This window comes from Streptomyces sp. NPDC058872 (assembly GCF_042743065.1).
Lineage (GTDB): Bacteria > Actinomycetota > Actinomycetes > Streptomycetales > Streptomycetaceae > Streptomyces.
Genome location: NZ_JBHYMK010000031.1, coordinates 46,825 through 61,869, shown reverse-complemented (window position 1 = coordinate 61,869; position 15,045 = coordinate 46,825). Strand labels below are relative to the sequence as shown.

14 protein-coding genes are annotated in these 15,045 nt (G+C 72.6%); 8 read left to right on the top strand and 6 right to left on the bottom strand.

What is annotated here, in order from left to right; translation table 11 throughout:
* The 3 genes from ACFW22_RS20675 to hutU are packed head-to-tail and all read right to left on the bottom strand — an operon-like array spanning nt 1 to nt 4,231.
* Entirely contained in the window at nt 1-1,353 is a 1,353-nt protein-coding gene (locus ACFW22_RS20675; protein WP_386406599.1) for a formimidoylglutamate deiminase, read from the bottom strand.
* Complete coding sequence (locus ACFW22_RS20670) at nt 1,344-2,540, bottom strand: allantoate amidohydrolase (protein WP_386406679.1); 1,197 nt, start codon at nt 2,538-2,540, stop codon at nt 1,344-1,346. Before ACFW22_RS20670 ends, ACFW22_RS20675 begins: the two co-directional genes overlap by 10 nt.
* Nucleotides 2,541-2,557: 17 nt before the next feature.
* Nucleotides 2,558-4,231 carry a urocanate hydratase gene (gene hutU, locus ACFW22_RS20665; protein ID WP_386406596.1) on the bottom strand — a complete coding sequence of 558 codons (1,674 nt, stop codon included), beginning with the start codon at nt 4,229-4,231 and terminating at the stop codon, nt 2,558-2,560.
* Nucleotides 4,232-4,326: 95 nt separating this feature from the next.
* On the opposite strand from hutU, the gene ACFW22_RS20660 reads away from it, so the two are divergent.
* From ACFW22_RS20660 to ACFW22_RS20640, 5 genes are all read left to right on the top strand, one after another.
* Nucleotides 4,327-5,670, top strand: a complete 1,344-nt coding sequence (locus ACFW22_RS20660; RefSeq protein ID WP_386406593.1) for a diaminopimelate decarboxylase — start codon at nt 4,327-4,329, stop codon at nt 5,668-5,670.
* A gap of 287 nt (nt 5,671-5,957) precedes the next feature.
* Nucleotides 5,958-6,350, top strand: coding sequence for a hypothetical protein (locus tag ACFW22_RS20655; protein ID WP_386406590.1), 393 nt, complete (start codon nt 5,958-5,960; stop codon nt 6,348-6,350).
* Nucleotides 6,347-7,117, top strand: a complete 771-nt coding sequence (locus ACFW22_RS20650; protein WP_386406587.1) for a transcriptional regulator — start codon at nt 6,347-6,349, stop codon at nt 7,115-7,117. Before ACFW22_RS20655 ends, ACFW22_RS20650 begins: the two co-directional genes overlap by 4 nt.
* Nucleotides 7,117-7,554, top strand: coding sequence for a roadblock/LC7 domain-containing protein (locus tag ACFW22_RS20645; RefSeq protein WP_386406584.1), 438 nt, complete (start codon nt 7,117-7,119; stop codon nt 7,552-7,554). The genes ACFW22_RS20650 and ACFW22_RS20645 overlap by 1 nt, the downstream gene beginning before the upstream one ends.
* A 39-nt stretch (nt 7,555-7,593) precedes the next feature.
* Nucleotides 7,594-7,965: a hypothetical protein gene (locus tag ACFW22_RS20640; protein ID WP_386406581.1), complete on the top strand. Its 372-nt coding sequence runs from the start codon at nt 7,594-7,596 to the stop codon at nt 7,963-7,965.
* A 13-nt stretch (nt 7,966-7,978) separates the two neighbouring features.
* Here the strand turns inward: ACFW22_RS20640 and ACFW22_RS20635 are convergent, their stop codons facing one another.
* Entirely contained in the window at nt 7,979-8,824 is an 846-nt protein-coding gene (locus ACFW22_RS20635; RefSeq protein ID WP_386406578.1) for a MurR/RpiR family transcriptional regulator, read from the bottom strand.
* A gap of 98 nt (nt 8,825-8,922) precedes the next feature.
* Entirely contained in the window at nt 8,923-9,873 is a 951-nt protein-coding gene (locus ACFW22_RS20630; protein ID WP_386406575.1) for a GlxA family transcriptional regulator, read from the bottom strand.
* Nucleotides 9,874-9,944: 71 nt separating this feature from the next.
* Between ACFW22_RS20630 and ACFW22_RS20625 the strand changes: the two genes are divergently transcribed.
* Nucleotides 9,945-10,784 carry an alpha/beta fold hydrolase gene (locus ACFW22_RS20625; RefSeq protein WP_386406572.1) on the top strand — a complete coding sequence of 280 codons (840 nt, stop codon included), beginning with the start codon at nt 9,945-9,947 and terminating at the stop codon, nt 10,782-10,784.
* Between the two features lie 390 nt (nt 10,785-11,174).
* Here ACFW22_RS20625 and ACFW22_RS20620 read toward each other — a convergent pair whose 3' ends face one another.
* Nucleotides 11,175-12,560: a cystathionine beta-synthase gene (locus tag ACFW22_RS20620; protein WP_386406569.1), complete on the bottom strand. Its 1,386-nt coding sequence runs from the start codon at nt 12,558-12,560 to the stop codon at nt 11,175-11,177.
* A 118-nt stretch (nt 12,561-12,678) separates the two neighbouring features.
* Here ACFW22_RS20620 and ACFW22_RS20615 point away from each other — a divergent pair, with 118 nt between their 5' ends.
* Nucleotides 12,679-13,665 (top strand): SGNH/GDSL hydrolase family protein, encoded by a 987-nt coding sequence (locus ACFW22_RS20615; protein WP_386406676.1) that lies wholly within the window; start codon nt 12,679-12,681, stop codon nt 13,663-13,665.
* Nucleotides 13,666-13,831: 166 nt separating this feature from the next.
* Nucleotides 13,832-15,045: acetyl-CoA C-acetyltransferase (locus ACFW22_RS20610; RefSeq protein ID WP_386406566.1), on the top strand; the 1,214-nt coding region annotated here is incomplete at its 3' end.

Here is a 15,045-nt window from a genome sequence, read left to right as displayed (position 1 = left end):
TCAGCCGCGGAGCGCGGCGATCGAGTCCGCGAGGGCCTGGCCGACGTCCGGCACGGTGGCGTGGACCCCGTCCCGTACGACGTGACGGCCGCCCACGACCGTGTGCCGCACGTCCGCGGCCGACGCTGCGAATACCGCCGTCTCGGCTGCCAGACGTGGCTCCGGTCCCGCTGTCCTGACGGTGTCCAGGGCGATCGTCGTGAAGTCGGCGAGGGCGCCCTGCTCCAAGGTGCCTGCATCGGCCCAGCCGAGGGCCGCGTGGCCGTCCGCCGTCGCCGCGCGCAGCAGTGCGGCGGCCGTCCAGTGACCGCGGGTGCGGGTGCGGAGGCGTTCGTTCAGCTCCATGGCCCGCGCTTCTTCGAAGAGGTCGATGACGGCGTGGCTGTCGCTGCCCAGGGAGAGCGGGGAGCCGGCCTGCTGGAGGGCCACTGCGGGGCCGATGCCGTCCGCGAGGTCGCGTTCGGTCGTGGGGCACATGCAGGTGCCGGTGGTCGAGGCGCCGATCAGGGCGATGTCGCCGTCCGTCAGATGGGTGTTGTGGACGCCCGTGGTGCGGGGGCCGAGGACGCCGTGCTCCGCCAGGAGCTGGGTGGGGGTCATGCCGTGGGCCGCCCGGCAGGCGTCGTTCTCGGCGGTCTGCTCCGAGAGGTGGACATGGAGCGGCGTGTTCCGCTGGGTCGCCCACTGGGCGACCGTGGCGAGCTGGTCCGCGGGGACGGCGCGTACGGAGTGGATCGCCGCGCCGATGCGCACGCCGTCCCGCTCCTTGAGCTCCGAGACCCGTTCCGCCCACCGTTCCGCCGTGCCGTCGGTGAAGCGGAGCTGGTGCTGCTCGGGGGCCGCGCCGAAGCCGGAGGAGAGGTACGCGGTGTCGAGCAGGGTGATCCGGATGCCGGCCTCCCCGGCCGCCGCGATCAGCGCCTCGCCCATGGCGTTGGGGTCGGCGTACGCGCCCCCGCCGGGCGCGTGGTGGAGGTAGTGGAACTCTCCGACCGAGGTGATGCCCGCGAGCGCCATCTCCGCGTACACCGCACGCGCGAGGGCGAAGTAGCTGTCGGGGGTGAGGCGCTGGGCGACGGCGTACATGGTCTCGCGCCAGGTCCAGAACGTTCCGGAGCCGATCTGGACCGTACCGCGCAGGGCCCGGTGGAAGGCGTGCGAGTGGGCGTTGGCCAGGCCGGGGACCGTGAGGCCGCGGAGGACGACGGCTCCCGCCGGGGGCGTCTCCACCCCGGTGTGCACGGCCTCGATCCGGCCGGCGGAGGAGCCGCCCGTGGACACGGTCAGGACGACGCCCGACTCGACCTCGGTGGCGAGCCAGGCGTGTTCCAGCCAGTACGTCGTCAGCGACACGCCAGCTCCTCCAGTACGTCGGCGAGGGCCAGGACCCCGGCCACGCAGTCGTCCTCGGCGGCGGATTCGGCCGGGGAGTGCGAGACGCCGGTGGGGTTCCGCACGAACAGCATGGCGGTCGGGATCGATGCGGACAGGATGCCCGCGTCGTGTCCGGCGCCCGTACCGAGGACCGGGACCTTCCCCGAGGTGCCCAGGATCCGGGACAGCTCGTCGCGCAGGGCGTGCGAGAAGTCCACGACCGGGGTGAAGGACTCCCGGACCACGGCGAGGTCGATGCCGTGGCGGTCGGCGTAGGCGCGGGCCGCGGCCTCGACGCCGGCGACGACCTTGTCCAGGGAGTCCTGGTCGGCGGCGCGGGCGTCGAGCCAGCCGCGGACCATCGACGGAATGGCGTTGACGCCGTTCGGCTCGACGGCGATCTTGCCGAAGGTGGCCACGGCTCCGGCGAGTTCGGCCTCGCGACGGGCGGCGAGGACGGTCTCCGCATAGGTGAGCATCGGGTCGCGGCGGTCGACGAGCCGGGTGGTGCCGGCGTGGTTGGCCTCGCCCGCGAAGTCGTACCGCCAGCGGCCGTGCGGCCAGATGGCGGAGGCGATGCCGACGGCGTCGCCGGACAGGTCGAGGGCCCGCCCCTGCTCGACGTGGAGCTCGACGAAGGCGCCGATGCGGGCGAGCCGCTCCGGGTCCGCACCGATGGTGGACGGGTCGTGGCCGGCCGCCTCCATGGCCTGCGGGAGGGTGGTCCCGTCGGCGTCGCGGAGCTCGTACGCCTGCTCCTTGCTCAGCCGGCCGGCGGTGAGGCGGGAGCCGACGCAGGCGAGGCCGAAGCGGGCGCCCTCCTCGTCGCCGAAGTTGACGATGGCGAGGGGCCGGGTGAAGGAGGCCCCGCGGGCACGGAGTTCGTCGAGGGCGGCGAAGGCGGACACCACGCCGAGGGGGCCGTCGAAGGCACCGCCGTCGGGGACGGAGTCCAGGTGGGAGCCGGTGACGACGGCGTCACCGGCCGTCGGGTCGCCGAGCCAGGCCCACTGGTTTCCGTTGCGGTCGGTCTCGACGTCCAGGCGCCGGGCCTCGGCCTGCATCCGGAACCAGAGGCGGCAGTCCGCGTCGGCCGGGGTCCAGGCATAGCGGCGGTAGCCACCGGAGGCGGCGCTGCGGCCGATGGGCCGCAGCGACCGCCACATGGCGTGGAAGCTCTCGCTCACGCCTGGTCCTCGGCGTCGCCCTCGCGCATCGGGACGCGGACGCCGCGCTCGTCGGCGACCCCCTCCGCGATGTCGTAGCCGGCGTCGACGTGTCGGATGACGCCCATGCCGGGGTCGTTGGTCAGGACGCGGCGGATCTTCTCGCCGGCGAGCTTGGTGCCGTCGGCCACGGAGACCTGGCCGGCGTGGATGGAGCGGCCCATGCCGACGCCGCCGCCGTGGTGGAGGGACACCCAGGAGGCGCCGGAGGCGACGTTGACCATGGCGTTGAGCAGCGGCCAGTCGGCGATGGCGTCGGAGCCGTCGAGCATGGCCTCGGTCTCGCGGTACGGGGAGGCCACGGAGCCGCAGTCCAGGTGGTCGCGGCCGATGGCCAGCGGGGCGGCGAGCTCGCCGGAGGCCACCATGTCGTTGAAGCGCTCGCCGGCCTTGTCGCGCTCGCCGTAGCCGAGCCAGCAGATGCGGGCGGGCAGGCCCTGGAAGTGGACGCGCTCGCCGGCCATCTTGATCCAGCGGTGCAGCGACTCGTTCTCCGGGAAGAGCTCCAGGATCGCCTTGTCGGTCTTGGCGATGTCGGACGCCTCGCCGGACAGGGCGGCCCAGCGGAACGGGCCCTTGCCCTCGCAGAACAGCGGCCGGATGTAGGCGGGGACGAAGCCGGGGAAGGCGAAGGCGCGGTCGTAGCCGGCGAGCTGGGCCTCGCCGCGGATCGAGTTGCCGTAGTCGAAGACCTCGGCTCCCGCGTCCATGAAGCCGACCATGGCCTCGACGTGCTTGGCCATCGACTCGCGGGACCGCTGGGTGAAGCCGGCCGGGTCCTTGGCCGCGGCGTCGGCCATGTCCTCGAAGGCGATGCCGACGGGGAGGTACGAGAGCGGGTCGTGGGCCGAGGTCTGGTCGGTCACGATGTCGATCGGGGCGCCCTCGGCGAGCAGCTGCGGGAGCAGCTCGGCCGCGTTGCCGAGGAGGCCGATGGAGAGCGGGCGGCGGGCGTCGCGGGCCTCGGTGGCCAGCTGGAGCGCGTGGGCCGGGCTGTCCGCCTTGACGTCCAGGTAGCGGTGCTCGATCCGGCGCTCGATGGCGCGCGGGTCGACGTCGATGCAGATCGCGACGCCGTCGTTCATGGTGACGGCGAGCGGCTGGGCGCCGCCCATGCCGCCGAGGCCGGCGGTGAGGGTGATCGTGCCGGCGAGGGTGCCGCCGAACTTCTTCGCGGCGACGGCGGCGAAGGTCTCGTAGGTGCCCTGGAGGATGCCCTGGGTGCCGATGTAGATCCAGGAGCCGGCGGTCATCTGGCCGTACATGGTGAGGCCGAGCTGCTCCAGGCGGCGGAACTCCTCCCAGTTGGCCCAGTCGCCGACCAGGTTGGAGTTGGCGAGGAGGACGCGGGGGGCCCACTCGTGGGTCTGCATGACGCCGACGGGTCGACCGGACTGGACGAGCATCGTCTCGTCCTGCTTGAGGGTGCGCAGGGTGCGGACCATGGCGTCGAAGGAGCGCCAGTCGCGGGCGGCCTTGCCGGTGCCGCCGTAGACGACGAGCTTGTCGGGGTGCTCGGCGACCTCGGGGTCGAGGTTGTTCTGGAGCATCCGGAGGGCGGCTTCCTGCTGCCATCCCAGGGCGCTCAGTTCCGTACCGCGGGCCGCTCGCACGGGGCGGGGTCCTGACATGGCGGTGCCTCCTCGAATGTCGTTTAGATATTCACATCCTCGCTTGATGAATAGTTGTAGTCAACAGGGCGTGTCGGACCCCGCGATCGAGGAGGATGGGCCCCATGGCCCCCCACCGTCGCGATCTCGTCGTTCGAGCTTCCGTCGACCAAGGACTCCTCTCCGCCGCCGAGCCGGTCGTCGCCCTGCTCGACACCGCCGGCATCAGCGCCTCCGCAGCAGCCCTGACCAGCGCTTTCGCCGCCGTGACCGATGCCCGGGTCCTGCACGCCTTCGCCGTGAAGGCGGCCCCCCTGGTCCCCGTCCTGCGCCTGCTGGACGAGGCGGGACTCGGTGCCGAGGTCGCGAGCCCCGGCGAGCTGGCCCTCGCCCGCGCCGCGGGCGTCCGGCTCGACCGGACCGTCCTCGACTCCCCCGCCAAGACCCCCGCCGAACTCCGCCAAGCCCTCGCGCTGGGGATCGCGGTCAACGCCGACGGCTTCCAGGAACTCGCCCGCCTCGACGCGCTCCTCGCCTCCGCCCCCACCGCCTCCACCCTCGGGCTCCGGGTGAACCCCCAGCTCGGAGCCGGTTCCATCGACGCCCTCTCCACGGCGACCGCCACCTCCAAGTTCGGCGTGGCGCTCCGCGACGAAGGCGCCCGCGAGGCCGTCGTCAGAGCCTTCCTGAAGCGCCCCCGACTGACCCGGCTGCACGTCCACACCGGCTCCCAGGGCATCCCGCTCGCCCTCATGGCCGAAGGGGTCGGGGAGGCCTACGCACTCGCCGAGGAGATCAACGTCAAGGCCGGTCGGCAGCAGGTCGACACCGTCGACATCGGCGGCGGCCTGCCGGTCGACTTCTCCTCCGACGAGGAGGCGCCGGCCTACGCGGAGTACGCCCGACTGCTCGTCGACACCGTCCCGGGGCTCTTCGACGGCCGCTACCGGCTGATCACCGAGTTCGGGCGCTCCCTGCTCGCCAAGCACGGCTTGGTCCTCACCCGGGTGGAGTACACGAAGACCTCCGGCGGGCGCCCGATCGCCGTCACCCACGCGGGCGTGCAACTGGCCACCCGCACGGTCTACGCCCCCGGGTCCTGGCCGCTGCGCATCCTGGCCTATGACGCCGAGGGCCGGCCCCGGGCCGGGGAGGAGGTCGTCCAGGACGTGGCGGGCCCCGCCTGCTTCGCCGGGGACCTGCTCGCCGCGGGCCGCGCGCTGCCGCTGCTGCACCCCGGGGACGTCGTGGCGGTCCCGGACACCGGCGCCTACTCCTTCGCGCACCACTACGCGTACAACAGCCTGCCGCGGCCCGGGATCCACGGCTTCACGGTGGACGGCGACGGTGCGGTGACCTTCACGACCGTGCGGAAGCGGCAGACGCTCGACGAGATCGTCGCCGAGGCGGGCGGAGCGCAGGCGGACGCACTGGTCCGAGGGAGCAGCCCCTCCGGATAGCGGTCGGGCCGCGGCCCGACCGCACGCCCGGCTGCGGCACGGAAACCGGTGCGGAGGGGGTCGGCGCGGGTCGGTGCGGAGGGGGTCGACGGGGCGCGCGCGGAGGCCTTCGGGGCGCACGGGCCACGGAGACGTGCGGACGATCGTTCGGACTGTTCAGATCAATTCCCGTCAGACACCGGCATGTTCCGATGGAAAATGCCAGAACGCCTCCCCCGGATCGAAACGTTCAGTAGCGTCACCGTCACTGCCGCACGTTCGCACGCCGCATCGGGAGGGGAATCCGCGTGCCCGGAATCGACGAGTGCCTGCTGGAGACCATGACCCTGCCGGGGGCCCTGGGCGCCTCCCTGGTGGACTGGAGCAGCGGGCTCGCTCTCGGCACGATGGGCGACTCACCGGTCGGCGACCACGAGACGACGGCGGCGGAGACCGCCGAACTGGCGCGTTCCGCGGCCGAGTTCGACTCCTTCACTGCCGTCGGGGACGGACTCCACGACGAGCCGGCCGTCGAGGACCTGATCGTCACCACCCGTGCCGGCTACCACGTCCTCCGCTTCGTCCAGACCTCCTTCGACAGCAGCGTCTTCCTCCACGTCTGGCTCGACCGGGACAGCGGAAACCTCGCCCTGGCCCGCATGCGCCTCCGCGACATCGCCGAGCGGTTGGTCCTCGGATGACCCGGACGATCGTCTCCCCGATGCTGGTCCGGCTCGCCGCCGAGAAGGCGACCGGCGCCCTGCTGCGCGACCACGGCACGCTCTACCTGGTCGACGGCCGGGTCGTGCACGCCGAGTCCCCCGTGGCCCCCGGCGTCGACGTCCTGCTCACCACCGGCGGTCGACTGGCCCGGGAGGGCTGGGACGAGGCCGTCGACCGGGCCGGGGCGCACCGCGCGGTCGGCCGCTTCCTGGTCGACAGCGGCCGGCTGCACGACGGCGAGTTGGAGATATGCCACCTCGGCGCCGTCTTCGACGCGGCCTTCTTCGCCCTCGCCCCGACCAGCGGACCGACTCGCTTCCGGTACGGGGTGGGGCACTGGTTCGGGACGGTGCGACCGGTCTCCGCCGAGGCCGTCGAGCGCGAGACCCTGCGCCGCCGCGAACTCCTCGACGCCGTCTGGCCGTACGCCTCCCTGGACACCGCCCCGGTCGTTCCGCGCCCCGCCGCCCCAGGCCAGATCATGGGGGCGCGACAGCGCTCCCTGCTGGCCGCCGCCGACGGGAGACGGACCCCGGCGGAGTTGGCCCGCCTGCTCGGCCGTCCCGCCTTCCACACGCTCCTCGACGTACGGCGGCTGGCCGCGGCAGGACTCGTCGAGACCCCGCTCGACCCGCTCCCCGAACCCGTACCACCACCGTCGACGCCCCTGTCGGCCCTGCCGGTGACCGATCCCGACGTCGCCCTGTTGCGCCGGCTCCGTGACGCCCTGGAGGCACACCTGTGATGAGGCGTGCCCTGCGCATGCGCGCCGAGAGGAGACAGCTCATGACGGCAGAAGCCGAGGTACTCAGCGAGCTCAGACGACTCCGGGCGCGACTCCCCCAGCTCACGGGGGCCCTGGCGGCCAGCGCCGACGGGCTCGTGCTCGCCCACGACACGCTGAACGGCGAGGCGGAGAACGTGGCGGCACTGACCGCTGCCGCGCTCGGCGTCGGCCAGCGGCTGACCGATTCCACCGCCCAGGGCGACTTCCGCGAACTCCTCGTCCGCGGCGAGAACGGCTACGTCGCGACGTACGCGGCGGGCGGCTCGGCCGTCCTGACCCTGCTCGCCGAGCCCCGGATCAACGTGGGGCGGCTCCACCTGGAAGCCCGCCGATCGAGCACCCGGATAGGGCAGCTCGTCGACGGCGCGCTGGAACGCAAAGACCTGAACCACTGACGCAGGAACAGCACACCGAGAAGGAAGAAGTACGACACCATGGCGAACACCGAGGCAGCCCTCAAGGAAGCGGCCAGCATCGAAGGCGCGATCGGCGCGGCCCTCGTCGACTACACCAGCGGCATGGCCCTCGGCACGATCGGCGGCGGCAAGGAGCTCGACCTGAACATGGCCGCGGCGGGTAACACCGACGTGGTCCGGGCCAAGGTCCGGACGATGGAGATGCTCGGACTCGGCGAGGAGATCGAGGACATCCTGATCACCCTCGGCACCCAGTACCACCTGATCCGACTGCTCAAGGGGCGCGGCAACAACGGCCTGTTCCTCTACCTGGCCCTCGACAAGGACCGCGCGAACCTGGCGATGGCCCGCCACCAGCTGAAGAAGATCGAGAACGGGCTGGAGGTCTGAGCGGACCGCGGCACTAGTCGACGAACAGGTTCCGCGCCGCCGCCTTCGCATCGAACTCCTCAAGGCGCGCCTGCGCATCGGGGAGTTCGTCGGCCATGGCCTCCAGGAGGACCCGGCCGAGCATCATCGGCGCGCAGGCGGTGTCGAAGGCGAGGCCGGTGCCGACGGCGGCCGGGATCAGCAGGTCGCTGTGTGCGGCAACGGGCGCGAACGCCGACTCGGCGACGGTCACGACCGCGAGCCCGGCCGCCCGCGCGTACTCCAGCGCCTCGACGACCTCGCGGGGGTGACGGGGCAGGGCGAAGCAGAGCAGCGCCGTGGCCCCGGCGCGTACGGCCGCGTCGATGCGGTCCGTGAGCATCGAGCCGCCCTCGTCGAGCAGTCGGACGTCGGGGTGCACCTTGGCGGCGAAGTAGGCGAAGCCCCGGGCCTGTGAGGACGCGGCCCGCAGCCCGAGCACGGGCAGCGGGCGCGATCCGGCGAGGAGCCGGCCGGCCCGCTCGACGGGTGCGGGGTCGGCGAGCAGCCCGGCGAGGTGCTGGAGGTTGTCGATCTCGGCGAGCACGGCCTGCTGGTACTCGTTGAACGCCTCGGCCTCGCCCTCGACGGCGCCGGGCTCGGGCGGTGCGACCTCGCGCAGGTGGCGGCGGAGGGCCGGGTACCCGTCGAAGCCGAGGGCGACGGCGAACCGGGTGACGGACGGCTGGCTGACTCCGGCGAGCTCGGCGAGTTCGACGCTGGAGAGGAAGGGGACGTCCCCGGCCCGCCGCACCATGCAGTGCGCGATCCGTCGCTGCGTCGGCGTCAGTCGGTGCCCCTCGAAGAGCGTCTGCAGCCGACCGGCCGGGCTGTCGCTCATGCCGCCCCCTCTCGCCTATTCACTGCCAAATTTCCTGCATAAGGATATGCACATCAGCCCGAACGGGCGAGGGCCCGTCCGAGCCCCCGCCGGCTCCCTCAGGTTTCGCCGAAGGTCCGCCGGTAGGCGCCGGGGGTGGTACCGAGGTGGGTCCGGAAGCGGCGGCGCAGGTTGACCGCCGAGGCGAGTCCGACCTTGGTGGCGACGGCCTCCACCGGAAGGTCGGTCCGCTCCAGCAGCACCCGTGCCGCATCGAGGCGCTGGGCGAGGAGCCACTGGCCCGGGCTGGTGCCGAGTTGTTCGGCGAAGCGCCGGGCGAGGGTGCGGCTGGACAGGCCGGCGCGTTCGGCGAGGTGATCGAGGGTCAGCTTGGCGTCGAGGCGGGAGGCGACCCATTCCAGCAGCGGCGCCAGTGACTCGTCCGCCCTGGCCGGTGCCGGAGGTGTGGCGTACTGGAGCTGGCTGCCCTCCCGGTGCGGCGGCAGGACCATGCGCCGGGCGACCCCCGCGGCGTACGCCGCCCCGTGGTCGGAACGCACCAGGTGCAGGCACAGGTCGATGCCCGCGCCGGTGCCGGCACTGGTCGCCACGTCGCCGTGGTCCACGAAGAGCACGTCGGGATCCACGTGTACCCGGGGGAAGGCGGTGGCGAACCGGTCGGTGCTGCGCCAGTGGGTGGTGGCGCGGCGCCCGTCGAGCAGTCCGGCCCGGGCGAGGACGAACGCCCCCGTGCAGATCGCGACGATCCTCGCCCCTCGCCCGTGGGCGTCCCGCAGCGCCTCGACGACGTCCGGCGACACGGTCGCGTCGGGTGGCTGCCAGCCGGGAACGACCACGGTGTCCGCCTCCTGCAGGGCGGACAGCCCCGCCTCGACGAGCAGGGTGTAGCCGGCGCCGGTCGGCAGGGGTCCGGGCCGCTCGGCGCAGACCCGGAAGTCGTAGTGGGGCGACATGTCCGGCGGGGCGGTGCCGAAGACCTCGGAGGCGCAGGCCAGCTCGAAGGGCGACTGCGGCGGGTTCAGCAGGGCCACCACCCGGTGAAGCGACATGGCGGAAATGTACCTGAGGGTGTCATTCCAGTCTCTCGGCCGGACGATCATGCATCGGCCAGAGTGGACCCATGAACGAGATCATCGAATCGAAGGTGCTGCGGACCGAGGTCCGGGTCGACGGCGTGCCGGCCAGTTATCTGACCGTGGAGCAGGACGGCCCGGTCGTGCTGCTGCTGCACGGCACCTACTGGAGCCGGGTCTGGCTCCCGGTGATGGAAGGGCTGGGCGCGGCGGGGCTACGGCCCGTCGCGGTCGACCTCCCCGGCATCGGGCGCTCGGGCGGCGAACTCACCCTGGAGACGGGCACGGTCCCCGCCCTCGCGGACTGGGTGGCTCGTTTCGCCTCTGCGCTGGGGCTCTCCGGGCCGATCGCCGTGGCGGGCCATGACATCGGCGGCGCCATCGCCCAGCACCTCCTCGTCCACGACCAGCTGGAGGTGTCCCGGTTGGCACTGGTCAACTCGGTCACCTACGACTCCTGGCCGGTGCCCGGCGTGGCCCGGTTCCGCGACCCCGAGGTCGTCGCCGCGACCACCGCCGACGAGCTCCTCACCGCCCGTCGACGCGCCATGACGCAAGCGCTGGGCGGTGCCGCCACCGAGGAGCTGATCACGGACTACCTGGCCCCGTGGACCGAGGAGGGGGTCCGCCGCTCCTGGATGGCCCTGGTGGGCGCTGCCGACAACCGCTACACCCAGGAGGCCGTCCCCGCCCTGCGGCGGAACACGACGCCCAAGCTGCTGGTCTGGGGCGAGGACGACGGCTTCCAGAAGGTGGCGTACGCCGAGCGGTTCGCCGCGGAGATGCCGCACACCACGCTGATGCGCGTCCCGGACGCGGGTCACATCCCCATGGAGAACGCGCCCGGCCCGATCGCCCGCGCGCTGGCCGACTTCTTCACGGCGTAGGGGCGGGGTCGGTGTCGTCAGGGCCGTCCGGCGTCCGCTCCGGCCCTGCGCGCCGCACCGTCCGCACGCGACCGTCCGCACGGCCGGGCCGCCGGGGGCACGGCCCCGCACGACGTCGGGCCCCCGCTGCTGCGGGGGCCCGACACAAGGGGAGCGAGGTCGTCGCGGGGACCGCCGCACCCCCGGAACCGGGGGGCGGGACGACGGCGGTCCCCGCGAGGGACGCGGGCCCGGGTCAGGGCCGGCCTCCGCGTCCGCGGCGTCTGTGGAGGCCCGGGAGCCGCTCCGGAGGTCCGTGACGCCGACGACCACCAATGTGCCGGAGCCGTGTTAAGCGGGTGCTGCGGGTACGTGTCGCCCCCGTACCAGTTGCACGAACGGCCGCTCGCGCTACTTCGTGCCCCCGTTGGCCAGGAAGGCCAGCAGGTCCTGACGGCTCACGACGCCGGTCGGCTTGCCCTCGACCAGCACGATCGCCGCGTCGGCGGAACCGAGGACGGACATCAGGTCCGCGACCGGCTCGCCGGACCCGACCTGCGGCAGCGGCGCGCTCATGTGCCCCTCCAGCGGGTCCTCCAGGGAGGCCTGCTGGGTGAAGAGGTGGTCGAGCAGCTCCCGCTCGACGACGGAGCCGATGACCTCGGCGGCCATGACGTCGGGGTGGCCGGCGCCGGGCTTCACGATGGGCATCTGGGAGACGCCGTACTCGCGCAGCACCTCGATGGCCTGGCCGACGGTCTCGTCCGGGTGCATGTGGACGAGGGACGGCAGACCGCCCTCCTTGTGGCGCAGCACGTCGGCGACGGTGGCCGAGGAGGTGTCCTCCAGGAAGCCGTAGTCGGCCATCCACTCGTCGTTGAAGATCTTCGACATGTAGCCGCGGCCGGAGTCCGGCAGCAGGACCACGACGACGTCGTCGGGGCCGAGCTCGCGGGCGACCTCCAGGGCGGCGACGACGGCCATGCCGCAGGAGCCGCCGACGAGGAGGCCCTCTTCCTTGGCGAGGCGGCGGGTCATCTGGAACGAGTCCTTATCGGACACGGCGACGATCCGGTCGGTGACGTTCCGGTCGTACGCAGTGGGCCAGAAGTCCTCGCCGACCCCCTCGACCAGGTACGGGCGACCCGAGCCGCCGGAGTAGACGGAGCCCTCCGGGTCGGCTCCGATGACCTTCACCTTGCCGCCGCTGACCTCCTTGAGGTAGTTGCCGGTGCCGGAGATGGTGCCGCCGGTGCCGACGCCCGCGACGAAGTGGGTGATCTTCCCCTCCGTCTGCTCCCAGAGCTCGGGGCCGGTGGTCTCGTAGTGCGAGCGCGGGTTGTTCGGGTTCGAGTACTGGTCGGGCTTCCAGGCCCCCGGCGTCTCGCGGACGAGCCGGTCCGAGACGTTGTAGTACGAGTCGGGGTGCTCGGGGTCCACGGCCGTGGGACAGACCACGACCTCGGCGCCGTACGCACGCAGCACGTTGATCTTGTCGAGGGACACCTTGTCGGGGCAGACGAAGATGCACTTGTAGCCCTTCTGCTGGGCCACGATCGCCAGGCCGACGCCGGTGTTGCCGGACGTGGGCTCGACGATGGTCCCGCCGGGCTTGAGCTCGCCGCTCTGCTCGGCCGCCTCGATCATGCGCAGGGCGATCCGGTCCTTGACCGACCCGCCGGGGTTGAAGTACTCGACCTTCGCCAGGACGGTCGCTTGGATGCCCGCTGTGACGTTGTTGAGCTTCACCAGCGGGGTGTTGCCGACGAGGCTGATCATCGAGTCGTGGAATTGCACCGTAATCTCCGGGGTCTCCGTAATGGTGTGGCCAGCGTATGCGTAGTCGGAGCGGGTTACGGGGCAGTTAGACCCTGAACGGCTTGAAGGAGGTGACGGCCCCATGTCGAGGGCGAGGGTGGCGCGGCGGATCGCGGCCGGTGCGGCGTACGGCGGCGGGAGCATCGGACTGCTCGGCGTGGCCGCGGTGGGGGTCCTCCTCACCGAGGCGCAACTGGCGAAGCGCACGGTCTACGGCGCCCCGGCGCCGCTGCCACCGGGGGCGGACGGTCTCTACGGCCGGGCGTTCGGCACGACGGACCCGCTGCGGCTGGCCCTTCTGGGTGATTCGACGGCCGCGGGCCAGGGGGTGCGCCGCTCGGGCCAGACGCCGGGGGCGCTCCTCGCCTCGGGCCTCGCGGCGGTGGCGGAGCGGCCGGTGGTGCTGCGGAACGTGGCCCTCTCCGGGGCGCGCTCGGACGATCTGGAGCGCCAGGTGTCCCTGCTGCTCGCGCAGCCCCTCGGCCCCCCGGACGTCTGCGTGATCATGATCGGGGCGAACGACGTCACCCACCGGATGCCGCCGACGGAGTCGGTGCGGCTGCTCGCGTCGGCGGTGCGGCGGCTGCGGACGGCGGGCGCGGAGGTGGTGGTCGGGACCTGCCCGGACCTGGGCACGATCGAGCCGGTCTACCAGCCGCTGCGTTGGCTGGCGCGACGGGCTTCGCGGCAGCTGGCGGCGGCGCAGACGATCGTGGTGGTGGAGCAGGGCGGTCGGACGGTGTCGCTGGGGGACCTCCTCGGACCGGAGTTCGCGGCGAATCCGCGCGAGATGTTCGGCATCGACAACTTCCACCCCTCGGCGGAGGGGTACGCGACGGCGGCGATGGCCATGCTGCCGACGCTCTGTGCGGTGCTCGGCGTCTGGCCGGAGCCGGACCGCCTGGAGCCGGAGCGGCGGGAGAACATGCTCCCGGTGGCGAAGGCGGCGGCGGAAGCGGCACAGGAGGCCGGCACGGAGGTCACGGGCGCCCGGGCGCCCTGGGCCCTCCTGAAGCACCGCCGGCGGAGGCGGCTGCCGGCCGCGGAGTCCCCGACGCCGACCCCGGAGGACGCCCAGGCGTAGGAACCCCGGTGAGGGGCGGTACCGCTCGGCGCGCGACGGAGGCATCATGGACTGAGCGACCGCTTAGAAAAGAGGTCCGCGTCACACCGCCGGGGCGATGACCCGTGCGGTACGTACGGGTAACTTCCCTTTCAGTCCGCTCACTCCGCACCCTCATGGAGCCGTGATGCCCGAAGCCGTGATCGTCTCGACCGCCCGCTCGCCCATCGGCCGGGCCTTCAAGGGCTCCCTCAAGGACCTGCGACCGGACGACCTCACCGCGACCATCGTCCAGGCCGCCCTGGCCAAGGTGCCCGAGCTGGACCCCCGCGACATCGACGACCTGATGCTCGGCTGCGGCCTCCCCGGCGGCGAGCAGGGCAACAACCTGGGCCGCATCGTGGCCGTGCAGATGGGCATGGACCACCTGCCCGGTTGCACGATCACCCGCTACTGCTCCTCCTCGCTGCAGACCTCCCGGATGGCGCTGCACGCGATCAAGGCGGGCGAGGGCGACGTCTTCATCTCGGCCGGCGTCGAGATGGTCTCCCGCTTCACGAAGGGCAACTCGGACTCGCTGCCCGACACGCACAACCCCCTCTTCGCCGAGGCCGAGGCCCGCACCGCCGCGGTCGCCGCCTCCGAGGGCTCCACCTGGCACGACCCGCGGGAGGACGGCCTCGTCCCCGACGCGTACATCGCGATGGGCCAGACCGCGGAGAACCTGGCCCGCTGGAAGGGCATCAGCCGCCAGGAGATGGACGAGTTCGGCGTGCGGTCGCAGAACCTCGCCGAGCAGGCCATCAAGAACGGCTTCTGGGAGCGCGAGATCACCCCGGTGACGCTGCCGGACGGCACGGTGGTCTCGGCGGACGACGGCCCGCGCGCCGGCGTCACCATGGAGGGCGTGCAGGGTCTCAAGCCCGTCTTCCGCCCCGACGGCCTGGTCACCGCCGGCAACTGCTGCCCGCTGAACGACGGCGCCGCCGCGCTCGTGATCATGTCCGACACCAAGGCGCGCGAGCTGGGCCTCACCCCGCTGGCCCGGATCGTCTCCACCGGCGTTTCCGGCCTCTCCCCCGAGATCATGGGCCTCGGCCCGGTCGAGGCCTCGAAGCAGGCCCTCCGGCGCGCCGGCCTCACCATCGGCGACATCGACCTGGCCGAGATCAACGAGGCCTTCGCCGCCCAGGTCATCCCGTCCTACCAGGAACTGGGCCTGGACCTGGACAAGGTGAACGTCAACGGTGGCGCCATCGCCGTCGGCCACCCCTTCGGCATGACCGGCGCCCGGATCACCGGCACGCTGATCAACGGCCTCCAGTTCCACGACAAGCAGTTCGGCCTGGAGACCATGTGCGTCGGCGGCGGCCAGGGCATGGCGATGGTCATCGAGCGGCT

Bases quoted from the DNA above. Each gene is read 5' to 3' on its own strand.
- ACFW22_RS20625 (WP_386406572.1), top strand. From the start codon at position 9,945: ATGAACGAGATCATCGAATCGAAGGTGCTGCGGACCGAGGTCCGGGTC.
- ACFW22_RS20670 (WP_386406679.1), bottom strand. From the start codon at position 2,540: ATGTGGCGGTCGCTGCGGCCCATCGGCCGCAGCGCCGCCTCCGGTGGC.
- ACFW22_RS20650 (WP_386406587.1), top strand. From the start codon at position 6,347: ATGACCCGGACGATCGTCTCCCCGATGCTGGTCCGGCTCGCCGCCGAG.
- hutU (WP_386406596.1), bottom strand. From the start codon at position 4,231: ATGTCAGGACCCCGCCCCGTGCGAGCGGCCCGCGGTACGGAACTGAGC.
- ACFW22_RS20630 (WP_386406575.1), bottom strand. From the start codon at position 9,873: ATGTCGCTTCACCGGGTGGTGGCCCTGCTGAACCCGCCGCAGTCGCCC.
- ACFW22_RS20635 (WP_386406578.1), bottom strand. From the start codon at position 8,824: ATGAGCGACAGCCCGGCCGGTCGGCTGCAGACGCTCTTCGAGGGGCAC.
- ACFW22_RS20645 (WP_386406584.1), top strand. From the start codon at position 7,117: ATGAGGCGTGCCCTGCGCATGCGCGCCGAGAGGAGACAGCTCATGACG.
- ACFW22_RS20640 (WP_386406581.1), top strand. From the start codon at position 7,594: ATGGCGAACACCGAGGCAGCCCTCAAGGAAGCGGCCAGCATCGAAGGC.
- ACFW22_RS20660 (WP_386406593.1), top strand. From the start codon at position 4,327: ATGGGCCCCATGGCCCCCCACCGTCGCGATCTCGTCGTTCGAGCTTCC.